Annotated in this window: 11 protein-coding genes and 1 pseudogene; 5 read left to right on the top strand and 7 right to left on the bottom strand. The window is 69.6% G+C overall.

Annotation, left to right across the window (positions count from 1 at the left end):
* Nucleotides 1-25: 25 nt before the first annotated feature.
* Nucleotides 26-988 (bottom strand): cyclase family protein, encoded by a 963-nt coding sequence (locus ACWD2L_RS27595; RefSeq protein WP_351335082.1) that lies wholly within the window; start codon nt 986-988, stop codon nt 26-28.
* A 17-nt stretch (nt 989-1,005) separates the two neighbouring features.
* Nucleotides 1,006-2,010 (bottom strand): fumarylacetoacetate hydrolase family protein, encoded by a 1,005-nt coding sequence (locus tag ACWD2L_RS27590; protein ID WP_351334897.1) that lies wholly within the window; start codon nt 2,008-2,010, stop codon nt 1,006-1,008.
* A gap of 140 nt (nt 2,011-2,150) precedes the next feature.
* On the opposite strand from ACWD2L_RS27590, the gene ACWD2L_RS27585 reads away from it, so the two are divergent.
* Nucleotides 2,151-3,086 (top strand): LysR family transcriptional regulator, encoded by a 936-nt coding sequence (locus tag ACWD2L_RS27585; protein WP_351334894.1) that lies wholly within the window; start codon nt 2,151-2,153, stop codon nt 3,084-3,086.
* Here the strand turns inward: ACWD2L_RS27585 and ACWD2L_RS27580 are convergent.
* Both ACWD2L_RS27580 and ACWD2L_RS27575 read right to left on the bottom strand, forming a co-directional pair.
* Nucleotides 3,073-3,438, bottom strand: a pseudogene (locus ACWD2L_RS27580) (ArsI/CadI family heavy metal resistance metalloenzyme); the annotation flags it as partial. The gene ACWD2L_RS27585 and the pseudogene ACWD2L_RS27580 overlap by 14 nt on opposite strands.
* 53 nt (nt 3,439-3,491) lie before the next feature.
* Nucleotides 3,492-4,847: an NAD(P)-binding domain-containing protein gene (locus tag ACWD2L_RS27575; protein ID WP_351334892.1), complete on the bottom strand. Its 1,356-nt coding sequence runs from the start codon at nt 4,845-4,847 to the stop codon at nt 3,492-3,494.
* A 143-nt stretch (nt 4,848-4,990) separates the two neighbouring features.
* Here ACWD2L_RS27575 and ACWD2L_RS27570 point away from each other — a divergent pair, with 143 nt between their 5' ends.
* Entirely contained in the window at nt 4,991-5,362 is a 372-nt protein-coding gene (locus ACWD2L_RS27570; RefSeq protein WP_351334891.1) for an ArsR/SmtB family transcription factor, read from the top strand.
* Nucleotides 5,363-5,386: 24 nt separating this feature from the next.
* Here ACWD2L_RS27570 and arsB read toward each other — a convergent pair whose 3' ends face one another.
* Both arsB and ACWD2L_RS27560 read right to left on the bottom strand, forming a co-directional pair.
* Entirely contained in the window at nt 5,387-6,493 is a 1,107-nt protein-coding gene (arsB, locus tag ACWD2L_RS27565; protein ID WP_351334890.1) for an ACR3 family arsenite efflux transporter, read from the bottom strand.
* Complete coding sequence (locus ACWD2L_RS27560; RefSeq protein ID WP_351334889.1) at nt 6,493-6,804, bottom strand: ArsR/SmtB family transcription factor; 312 nt, start codon at nt 6,802-6,804, stop codon at nt 6,493-6,495. The genes arsB and ACWD2L_RS27560 overlap by 1 nt, the downstream gene beginning before the upstream one ends.
* Before the next feature lie 127 nt (nt 6,805-6,931).
* Between ACWD2L_RS27560 and ACWD2L_RS27555 the strand changes: the two genes are divergently transcribed.
* On the top strand, nt 6,932-7,351 hold the full coding sequence (locus tag ACWD2L_RS27555; RefSeq protein WP_351334886.1) for an arsenate reductase ArsC: 420 nt from the start codon (nt 6,932-6,934) through the stop codon (nt 7,349-7,351).
* A gap of 68 nt (nt 7,352-7,419) precedes the next feature.
* Here the strand turns inward: ACWD2L_RS27555 and ACWD2L_RS27550 are convergent, their stop codons facing one another.
* A complete protein-coding gene (locus ACWD2L_RS27550; protein WP_351335079.1) occupies nt 7,420-8,436 on the bottom strand; it encodes a LacI family DNA-binding transcriptional regulator in 1,017 nt (338 codons plus the stop codon).
* A gap of 683 nt (nt 8,437-9,119) precedes the next feature.
* Between ACWD2L_RS27550 and ACWD2L_RS27545 the strand changes: the two genes are divergently transcribed.
* Together ACWD2L_RS27545 and ACWD2L_RS27540 are read left to right on the top strand one after the other, a co-directional pair.
* Nucleotides 9,120-10,430, top strand: coding sequence for an extracellular solute-binding protein (locus ACWD2L_RS27545; RefSeq protein WP_351334884.1), 1,311 nt, complete (start codon nt 9,120-9,122; stop codon nt 10,428-10,430).
* 131 nt (nt 10,431-10,561) lie between these two features.
* On the top strand, nt 10,562-11,509 hold the full coding sequence (locus tag ACWD2L_RS27540; RefSeq protein WP_351333110.1) for a carbohydrate ABC transporter permease: 948 nt from the start codon (nt 10,562-10,564) through the stop codon (nt 11,507-11,509).
* The last annotated feature ends 14 nt before the right edge of the window (nt 11,510-11,523 follow it).

Raw genomic sequence — 11,523 nt, 5'->3', positions numbered from 1 at the left:
TTGAAGGAGGGCTCGGTCCGCGGGGCTATTTGACGGCGACCGGGTTGACCGGGGAGCCGACGGCGCCCGTGATCGGCAGGGGAGCGGCCGTGAGCCAGAACTCGTACACGCCGTCGGACGCGCAGTCCACGGCGAGCGCGTCCAGGTCCCACATCTCGCCGATGAGCAGGCCGATGTTGGGGATGGCGACCTGGTGCAGCGGCTGGAAGGCGTGCTCGAACTCGTTGGGCCTGACCTCGAAGCCCCAGGTGTCGGTGGCGATCGCGGCGATCTCGGTGCGGTGCAGCCACCCGGCCGACGTGAACGACAGGCCGGGGGCCGGGCCGCCCGCGTAGTCGCCCCAGCCGTCCCGGCGAGCCCGCGCGAGCTGCCCGGTGCGTACGAGGACGATGTCGCCGCGCCCGACGCGCACCCCTTGGGCGTCGGCGGTCGCGCTCAGATGATCCTCGGTGATGGCGAAGGCGTCCGGCAACTCGCCGTCCTCGCCGATGACTTGGCCCACGTCGAGGAGGACGCCGCGCCCGGCGACGTACGGTGCCATGTGCTCGATGCCGGTGACCAGGTCGCCGTCGGAGGTGACGACCTGCTCGGCCGGCCGGCCGTTCCACGCCTTGCCGTGGTCGAAGATGTGGCCGAGGCCGTCCCACTGGGTGGAGCACTGCAGCGGCATGGCGATCACGTCGTCGGCGCCGCCCATGCCGTGCGGGAAGCCCTGGTTGGCGAGGGCCGCGTCGACACCGGTGTCGAGCATGGTGTGCACGGGGTTGGTGCGGCGCCGCCAGCCCTTCTGCGGGCCGTCCATGTCGAAGCGCTGGGAGAGGGAGAAGCTGGCGCCCCGGCGGACGAGGGCGGCGCCCTCGCGGCGCTTTGCCTCGTCGAGATAGTTCAGGGTGCCGAGGCGGTCGTCATCTCCCCAACGCCCCCAGTTCGAGTACGACGTGGCGGCCCCGGTGATCGCGCCCTCGGGATCGTTCCTGTCCGGAGCCACGATGTCCCTGCCCGGGGTCACGACGCCAGCTCCTCGGCGACGCAGCGGGTGCGCTGGGCGCCGAGCCCGGTGATGGAGCCGTCCATCACGTCGCCGTCGCGCAGCAGCCGCCCCCAGTGCATGCCGTTGCCGGCCGGGGAGCCGGTCAACACGAGGTCGCCGGGCAGGAGTTGGGCGCTCTGGGAGGCGTAGGACACCATCCGGGCCACGTTGAAGATCATGTCCTTGGTGGACTCGTCCTGCATCGTCTCGCCGTTTAGCTTGAGTGAGAGCCGCAGATCGCCGGTGTCGGCGATCGACTCGACGGGCACGAGCCACGGGCCGAGCGGGGTGAACCCGGGAGCGTTCTTGCTGCGCAGCCAGTCCGTGCCGATCTGCGGCATGTCCCGGCGGAAGACGGTGGCCCGGTCGGTCAGGTCGTTGGCGATCGTGTACCCGGCGACGTACCCCAGCGCCTCCTCGACCGACACCCGGTGGGCGGGCCTGCCGATGACGGCCGCCAACTCCAGCTCCCAGTCCGGCTTTTCGGCCCACGCGGGCAGAACGACGTCATCGTAGGGGCCCGTGATGGCGCTCGGCAGGCCGATGAAGACGTACGGCAGGTCCTCGGCCGCCCTGCGGTCCATGATCTCGGCGGCCTCCGCGCGACGCTCCTCCTCGGGGCGCTCGTCGCCGGGGGCGCGGTGGGCGACGTGGAGGTCGATGACGTGCTGCCGGTAGTTGGCGCCGGACTGGAGGACCTGGCGCGGCTCGACCGGAGCATGCACACGGAAGTCGGCCAGCAGGCCGCGCTCCACCGAGTCGTCTGCTGCCAGAGCTCGAAGTCGCGGCAGGACCGTCGGCCAGTCCTCCAGGAGCTGACGGGCGGTCAACTGGCCCTCACTGAAAGCGATGCGCAGATCCACGACGGACGCGTCGGCGGTGACGAGTGCGGGAAACGCCGGTCCGTCCGGAGCCGAGAGGGTCGCGAGCGCGAAGGGGCCGGCGAAGAGCGGGGATGCGGGGGCGGGGTTCACGGACATGTCCTCCTGATTGCGGTGGGTCCAATCTGGACCCGCCACCCGCGATCAGGGAAATAGATTGTGTGGATGGAAAGCATCCGCTGGACAGATATAACCTGGTCAGCACGGTGCAATGAGATGACGTGCAAGGAGAGGAAATCGTGAACCTGGCCCGCCTGGATCTCAACCTCGTGGTCGCTCTGCGAGCCCTCCTGGAGGAGCGCAACGTCACGCGGGCCGGGGAGCGCGTCGGCCTGAGCCAGCCCGCGATGAGCGCGGCGCTGTCCCGGCTGCGCCGCCACTTCGACGACGACCTGCTCGCCCGCGTCGGCGGCCACTACGAGCTGACGGCGCTCGGCCAGGTGCTGCTCGACCGCACGTCCACCGCGTATGACGTCCTGGAGCGACTCTTCGCCAGCCAGGCCGACTTCGACCCGGCCGAGGAGTCCCGCGAGTTCCGGCTGGTGGCGTCCGACTACGCCGTGTCCGTGTTCGGCGCCGAACTCGCCCGCGTCGTGCACGAGGAGGCCCCCGGCATCCGGCTGCGCTTCACGCAGACCCCGCCCAGCGTCGTCGACGACACGGCGACGCTGCTCAGCGCGGTCGACGGGCTGCTGATGCCGCACGGTGTCATCAGCGACTTCCCCGCCACCGACCTGTACGACGACCGCTGGGTCTTCCTCGTCGCGGAGGACCACCCGAGCGTCGAGGACCGGCTGACTCTGCGGGACCTGGCGACCCTGCCCTGGGTCACGTACCAGCGGACCTACGACGCCCCGGCGGTCCGCCAGCTCGGCATGCTCGGCATTGAACCACAGGTGGAGGTCTCCGTCGACAGCTTCCAACTCCTGCCCCTGCTGGTGGCCGGCACCCGTCGCATCGCCCTCGTCCAGGCCCGCCTCGCCCGCCTGATGGCGCCGATCGCCGCCGTCCGCGTCGTGGACCCACCGTACGAGGCCGTCCCCCTCCAGGAAGCCATGTGGTGGCACCCGGTGCACACCCACGACGCCGCCCACATCTGGCTGCGCGAGACGGCGGCGCGGGTCGGAGGGGGACTGGCGGCGGTGCCGGGCCCTCCGGTCAGGCGTCGGCCTTGACCACGTAGAACTCCCAGGGTTCCTGGCCGGGGCCGTGGACCCAGACCTTGTCCTGCACGGCGTAGCAGCAGGTGGTGTCGTGCTGCTCGGTGGTGGCAAGACCCGCCTCGGCCAGGCGGGCGGTCGCCGTGTGGACCTGTTCGGTCGATTCGACTTCTACGCCGAGGTGGTCCAGGCGGCTCGTCTGCTCTGCGGTGCCTTCTATCAGGACGAGTTTGAGCGGGGGCTCGGTGAGGGTGAAGTTGGCGTAGCCGTCGCGGAGTTTGGCGGTTTCGGTGGCGAACAGTTTGCTGTAGAAGGCGATGGACGCTTGCAGGTCCGGTACGCGGAGCGCGAGTTGGACGCGGGACATGGCGTGCCTCCTGGTGGGTGTGCGGGGTGGGGCCGACGTATGTCTGACGTATGTCAGCAGCCGCCGGAGGTGGCAGGGGTGGCAGGGGTGGCGCAGCAGCCGCCGCCTGTCGTCTCGGCGGGTTCCGGGGTGTCGAAGAGGCCCGCGCCGCCGCAGACACCCGTCTCGGGGAGGGTGAGTTCGACGCGGTCGGCCGCGTCCGTGTCGCCGGCGAGTGCGGCGACGACCGAGCGGACCTGCTCGTAGCCGGTCATCGCGAGGAAGGTGGGGGCGCGGCCGTAGGACTTCATGCCGACCAGGTAGATGCCCTGCTCGGGGTGGGAGAGCTCGCGGTGGCCGTGCGGGTAGACGGTGCCGCAGGAGTGCTGGTTGGGGTCGATCAGCGGGGCGAGGTCGACCGGGGCCTCGAGGCGTTCGTCGAGGTTCAGGCGGACCTCGGAGAGAAAGGACAGGTCGGGGCGGAAGCCGGTCAGGACGATGGCCTCGTCGACCGGGTCCAGGCGACGGCCGTCCTCGGCGGCGAGGATCAGGCGGCCGTCGGTGTCGCGTCCGACCGCCTCGGTGCGGAAGCCGGTGACCGCGTCCGCGTGGCCCTCGTCCACGGCGGCCTTCGCGGCCAGGCCCAGCGCGCCGCGTGCGGGCAGCTCGTCGGCCTCGCCGCCGCCGAAGGTGGAGCCGGAGATGCCGCGCCGCAGGATCCAGACGGCGTGGGTGCCCGGGGTGTCCCTTGCTACGTCGGCGAGCGTGGCCAGCGCCGTGAACGCGGAGGCGCCGGAGCCGATCACGGCGGTGCGCCTACCGGCGTAACGGGCGTGTACCGACGGGTCGTTGAGGTCGGGGACCTGGTACGTGATCCGGTCGACGGCCGCCTTCTCGCCGAGCGCCGGGAGGCCGTCGGAGCCCGCCGGGGCCGGGGTCGACCAGGTGCCGGATGCGTCGATCACGGCGCGGGCGAGGACGCGCTCCTCGCGGCCGTCGGCGTAGGTGACATGGAGGGTGAAGGGCTGGGAGTCGCGGTCGGCGTCGACGATACGGTCGCGTCCCGCGCGGGAGACACCGGTGACGCGTGCCCCGGTCCGTACGTGATCGCCGAGCGCGTCGGCCAGCGGCTGGAGGTACAGGTCCGCCCAGTCGCCGCCGGAGGGGTACGTCGACGGGTCGGGGCGGACCCAGCCGGTGGGGGCGAGGAGCTTCTCGGCGGCCGGGTCGACGACCTCGCCCCAGGTGGAGAAGAGGCGTACGTGCGACCACTCGCGCACGGCCGCACCCGCCCGCGGCCCGGACTCCAGGACCAGCGGCTCGATGCCGTGTTCCAGCAGGTGGGCGGCGGCGGCCAGGCCGATGGGCCCCGCGCCGATCACGGCGACGGGCAGGTGGTCGGTGGCGCTGGCGTTGGTGGTGGCGGTCACGGCGCTTCCCCTTTTTGTTTCGACGTTCGTCGATGGCTGTCCGGACAGCGTCGCACCTGTTTCGGTGAACGTCAATATAGACGGTTGTCGAATCCTGGAAGGGTTCCCTCGCCCTCTGCTTCGACGCGTGTCAACATAGATGGATGTCGAACACGAAGGTGCTGCCGCTCATCGAGACCGAAGGCCAGAACCCGGCGCCCTGCTGCCCGCCGCTGACGGAGCGGCCGTTCACTGCCGACGAGGCGGAGACCGCGGCCCGGATGTTCAAGGCGCTCGGCGACCCGGTCCGCCTGCGCCTGTTCTCGCTCGTCGCCTCCCACGAGGGCGGGGAGGCCTGCGTCTGCGACATCTCCGACGTCGGCGTCTCCCAGCCGACCGTCTCCCATCACCTGAAGAAGCTCAAGGACGCCGGACTGCTCGCTTCCGAGCGGCGGGGGACGTGGGTGTACTACCGGGTCGATCCGTCGGTACTGGCGTCGATGGGGCAGCTGCTGACGCTGCGCCCCGCCGTATGAACAGCTGAGATCGGGCCCAGGGTCCTAACCCACCTCGGTGGGTGTGAACCTCTTGCGCCAGGCCAGGGCCACGTAGACGAGCCCGATGAGGACGGGGACCTCGATCAGCGGGCCTGCGACGCCGGCCAGGGCCTGGCCGCTGGTGACGCCGAAGGTGGCGATGGCGACCGCGATGGCCAGCTCGAAGTTGTTGCCCGCGGCCGTGAAGGCGAGTGTCGCCGTGCGGTCGTAGGCCATCCCGAGCGCCTTGCCGAGCAGGAAGCTCCCGAAGAACATCACTGCGAAGTAGACCAGGAGCGGCAGCGCGATCCGGACGACGTCGACCGGCTCCGAGGTGATCGCGTCGCCCTGCAGTGCGAAGAGGATGACGATCGTGAAGAGCAGGCCGTACAGCGCCCAAGGCCCGATCTTCGGGAGGAAGTTGGACTCGTAGCGCTCCCGGCCCAGCTTCTTCTCGCCGATACGGCGGGTCAGGAATCCGGCGACCAGCGGGACGCCCAGGAACACGATCACGTTCAGCGCGATGTGCCAGACGGACACATCAAGACCCTGGCCGTCGCCGAGGCCGAGCCACTGCGGCAGCAGGTCGAGGTAGAACCAGCCGAGGAGGCTGAACGCGATGACCTGGAAGACGGAGTTGAGGGCGACCAGCACGGCCGCCGCCTCGCGGTCGCCGCAGGCCAGGTCGTTCCAGATGATGACCATCGCGATGCAGCGGGCGAGCCCGACGATGATGAGGCCGGTGCGGTACTCGGGCAGGTCCGGCAGGAAGATCCACGCGAGGGCGAACATCACGGCCGGGCCGACGATCCAGTTGATGACCAGCGACGACACCATCAGCTTCTTGTCGCCGGTGACCGTGTCCAGCCTGTCGTAGCGGACCTTGGCGAGGACCGGGTACATCATCACGAGCAGGCCGATGGCGATGGGCAGCGAGATGCCGCCGATCTCGACCTTGGCGAGCGCGTCGTTCATGCCGGGGATCAGGCGGCCGAGCCCCAGGCCGACGGCCATGGCCAGCAGGATCCACACGGCGAGGAACCGGTCGAGCGTGGAGAGCTTGGCGACGATCGAGGCGTCATCGGCCCCCGCCTGTGCGGGAGTTCTGCTGCCGGGGTCGGTCGTCGTCATCAGCAGGCTCGCTTACGGTCGGTGTCGATGGTGGTACGGGCCGTCTCGGCCAGCTCAGTGAACTGGCCGGCCAGGGCGGTGATGACGTCCGGCCTGAGCCGGTAGTAGGTGAACCGGCCGCAGGGCTCCGTGTCCACGATCCCCGCGTCGCGCAGGACCTTGAGGTGGTTGGAGAGGTTGGTCTGCCTGGCTCCCGTCTCCTCGACCAGGTGTGTCGTGCACAGGGTCTCGTGGGCGAGCAGGGTCACGATTTTGAGCCTGAGCGGGTCGGCGAGGACTCGGATCAGGTCAGTGTCGACTGACGTCATCATGGGCTGATAGTTTCACATCAGTCCAGGGTGATGCCAGTCTGGGCTGATGTCAGCCTGGGCTGATTGCTCGAGCGGCCCGACTCGTCACCCGTAGAGGGCCCGACTCGCCACTCGTGAAGGAAGAGCCATGTCCGCCACCCCGTCCGCTCCGCTCGCCTCCGTGTTGTTCGTCTGCGTGCACAACGCGGGCCGCTCGCAGATGGCCGCCGGGTTCCTCGACCACCTGGCGGGGGGCCGTGTCGAGGTCCGTTCCGCCGGTTCGATCCCCGGCGACCAGGTCAACCCGTCCGCCGTCGAGGCCATGCGTGAGGTCGGCGTCGACATCTCCGCCGCCGAGCCGAAGGTGCTGACCACGGAGGCGGTCCAGGCGTCCGACTACGTCATCACGATGGGCTGCGGCGACGCCTGCCCGGTCTTCCCCGGCAAGAAGTACCTCGACTGGGCTCTCGAAGACCCGGCGGGCAAGGGTGTCGAGGCCGTCCGCCCCATCCGCGACGAGATCAAGACCCGCGTCGAGGCGCTGATCGCCGAAATCGACGCGAAGTAGCCGTTGCGCCCAAAGTGCGCTCACGGCGTGCTCAAGGATGTACTCAGGGTGCAACCAGCAGGCCCGAGTTAAGACGATTCCCGTACCACCAGCTCCGTGTCGAGCACGAGCCGGGTGCGAGGCGCGGCCGGGTTCCCGATCTCGCTCAGGAGGGTGCGTGCGATCGTGCCGCCGATCTCCTCGGTGGGCTGGCGGACCGTCGTGAGTGGTGGGTTGGTGTGGCGGGCGAGGTAGGAGTCCTCGAATCCGACCACCGAGACGTCTTCCGGTACGCGGCGTCCCTGGGCGCGCAGTTCGAGGAGGACGCCCGCGGCCATCAGGTCGGAGGCGGCGAACACGGCGTCCAGGTCCGGGATGCGTTCAAGTAGCGAACGCATCGCCGCGCGGGCGCCTTCCTCGGTGAAGTCGCCGACCGCGACCAGGCGCTCCTCCGCCGGGATGCCGGCCTGGACGAGGGCCTCCCGGTAGCCGAGCAGGCGACTGCGGCCGACCTCCATGTCCTGGGGGCCCGCGACGGTGGCGATACGGTGCCGGCCGCGGGCCAGGAGGTGCCGTACGGCGGTGGCGGCGCCGCCCCGGTTGTCGGCGCAGACGTAACTGAGCGGGTCGTCCTCGCGGCGGCGGCCCGCGAGGACGGTCGGCAGGCCGGCCGACTCCAACAGGCCCGGCAGGACGTCGTGTTCGTGGACGGAGACCAACAGCACGCCGTCGACCCGGCGTTCGGCGACGGACCGGGTGAGCTGGTCGCGCTCGGCCTGGTCGCGGACGAGTGTCAGCTGGAGCTGGGTGCGGGTGTCGGCGAGCGCGGCGCTCACCCCGCGGATCACCGCCGAGAAGTAGGGCTCCGAGCCGAGCCGGCTCTCGGACTCGGGGATGACCAGGGCGACGGCGTTGGTGCGGCTGGTGACCAGGCCGCGGGCGACCGAGTTGGGAACGTAGCCCAGTTCCGCGATGGCGTTGAGCACGGCCTCCCGCGCCTGATCGCTGACCAGCTCCGAGCCGTTCACCACACGGGAGACGGTGGTCCGCCCGACACCGGCCCGGGCCGCGACGGTCTTGATGGTCGGCGGCCGGGCTCCGGACACCCGACTCTGTTCACGTTCCGGACGCACACCTTGCTCCCCACGCCCACCCTGCTCACGACCGCCACCCCGAGCCTCCGGCCCGTCGTTCCGTGGCCCCGGGCTGTCGTGCGCCGGCTCCTGTCCGCCGTCCTGCGGCTCCCGGCCGTCGCCCCTCAATTCTCGGCTGTCGTGCGCCGACTCCCGCCCCCCGCCCCGCGACTCCCGTCCGTCGTTCGCCGACCCCCACCCATCGCCCCGCGTCCCCCACTCCCGCCCCGTCACATCTCGTGCGCTGTCGCCGTTCATCGTTCCGGACCCTCCAATTCCCCTTCAGGGCTGACCTGTTGGGAGGCCGCCCCTCCCCGGCACCCCTTGGCACCCTCCCGGCCTGCGCATTCTGTCAGTTGCCACCCCGATTCTGCCCGCCCGACGGTCGCGTTCAGGAAGCGTTCGTCGATAACGAGGTGGAAACGAGCTGGATTCGACTTCTTGACACGGGAGTTGCGGGACGCCAGTCTTCCTGAAAATCAGTGGGCACGTTCCCACCAACTCTTCAGCAGGCTCTCCAGAGGTTCCGAACCCAGTTCACCGGCCTCCGGAAAACCCGCTCTGAGCTGGGGACTTGATGGTGCCCGCGGCGAGCGGCCGCGCTACGGGTCGACTCGTACCACCGGTGCGTCGGCGCCGTCTCAGGGAGGACGTTCATGCTCAAGGTCGAGCGGAAACTGCGTACAAAAGTCACAGCTGTGCTGGCCTGTACGGCGGCGGGCGCTCTGCTCGCGGGCTGTGGCGGAGGGGGCGCGAGCGCCACCGGCGGCGGCGTCGAGGACGGCAAGGTCACCATCACCATGGGCCTGTACGGAGTGATGGGCTTCAAGGAGACCGGCCTGATCGAGAAGTACGAGAAGGAGCACCCGAAGGTCACCGTCAAGGTCGAGGCGGCCGGCGACGAGCAGACGTACTACACCGCCCTGCAGACCCACCTCGCCAGCGGCTCCGGACTCAAGGACGTCCAGGGCATCGAGGTGGCGCGGGCGAAGGAGATGACCGAGACGCAGGCCGGGAAGTTCGCGGACTTCGCGGGCACCAAGGGCATCAAGCACTTCCAGCCGTGGAAGCAGGGTCAGATCACCACCAAGGACGGCAAGGTTCTGGGGCTGGGTACCGATACCGGGCCGATGGCCGTCTGTTACCGCAAGGACCTGTTCGAGCAGGCCGGGCTGCCCACCGACCGCGAGAAGGTCGGCAAGCTGTGGGCGGGGGACTGGGGCAAGTACGTCGAGACCGGCGAGAAGTTCGCCAAGGGCAACAAGAACAAGAAAGTCTCCTACCTGGACTCGGCCTCCGGCCTGTTCAACGCCATGGTCTACGGCAACTCCGAGCAGTACTACGACAAGTCCGGCAAGTTGATCTACAAGACCAACCCGGCCATCAAGGAGGCCTGGGACCTGTCGACCGAGGCCGCCAAGAAGGACCTGACCGCCAAGTTGCCGCAGTTCCAGCCGGGTTGGGACCCTGGGCTCGCCAACGGCACCTTCGCCACCACCGTCTGCCCGGCCTGGATGCTCGCGCACATCAGCGACAAGGCAGGCGACGCCAACAAGGGCAAGTGGGACGTTGCCAAGGCCCCAAAGGGCGCCAACTGGGGCGGCTCGTTCCTCGGGGTCACCGAGAAGAGCCCGGTGAAGGACGAGGCCAAGAAGCTCGTGGCCTGGCTGACCGCCCCCGAGCAGCAGGCCTACCTCTTCGAGAAGCTGGGCAACTTCCCGTCCTCCAAGACCGCGCTCGAGGACCCGAAGGTGAAGGACGCCACGTCGGAGTACTTCTCCGGCGCCCCGACCGGCCGGATCTTCGGCGAGGCGGCCAACGAGGTGCCCGCCGAGCAGGTCCTCGGCCGTAAGGACGGCACCATCAAGGACGCCTTCTCGCAGGGCCTCCAGCTGGTCGAGAACGGGAAGTCGCCGGCCGAGGCATGGAAGACCACCGACGAGCGCGTCAAGAAGGCCGTCGGCTGACGCGGACACGCACCGACGCGTACGGCACCGAACGGCGGGTGCGGCCGGAGACATTCCGGCCGCACCCGCCCCGCCGCCGCATCGCACACCCCGCCAGCCCGCCACCCCGCTCGCCCGACGGAAGGACCCCGGTGGCCACCTCAACTCTCCCTTCGGACAAGGCCCGTTCGAGGATTCCGCTGCTGCACCGCCTCGACGTGAAGGGCGCGCCGTACGCGTTCATCGCCCCCTTCTTCGTCATCTTCGCCGCGTTCAGCTTCTACCCGCTGATCTACACCGCCTGGATCTCCCTCCACCAGGTCGAGCTGTCCACCTTCGACGTCATGTCATGGCGGGGCCTGGACAACTACACGGCGCTGCTCGCCGACGAGCGGTTCTGGAACGCGCTGCGCAACACCATCACCATCGGTGTGATCTCCACGGTTCCGCAGCTGCTCATGGCCCTCGGCCTGGCACACCTGCTCAACTACCGGATGCGTGGATCGACCTTCTTCCGCGTCGCCGCCCTCACCCCGTACGCCACCTCGGTCGGCGCCGCCGCGCTCGTCTTCACGATGCTCTTCCAGCGCGACTTCGGCATGATCAACTGGGGTCTCGGCCTGGTGGGCATCGACCCGGTCGACTGGGAGAACTCCACCTGGGCCTCGCAGAGCGCCATCTCCGCGATCGTGATCTGGCGCTGGACCGGCTACAACGCCCTGCTCTACCTGGCCGCCATGCAGGCCGTGCCGCTGGAGCGCTACGAGGCCGCCGCCATCGACGGGGCCAACCGCTGGCAGCAGTTCCGCACCGTCACCGTCCCCGGCATCAAGGCGACGATCGTCTTCACCATCGTCCTCTCGACGATCGGCGCCACCCAGCTCTTCGGCGAACCACTGATCTTCGGCCAGGGTCCCAACGGCGTCACCGGTGGCACCGACGGCCAGTACCAGACGCTCGGCCTGCTGCTCTACGAAGAGGGTTGGAAGAACTACCAGATGGGCCGCGCGGCCACCGTGGCCTGGGCGATGTTCCTGCTGCTCGTCCTCTTCTACGTCCTGCAGCGCGTCGTCTCGCGCCTGCGCAACCGCAAGCACTGACCGGGGAGCCACGC

Source organism: Streptomyces sp. NPDC002754 (genome assembly GCF_053592315.1).
This window is presented reverse-complemented; position numbering and strand designations above follow the sequence as displayed.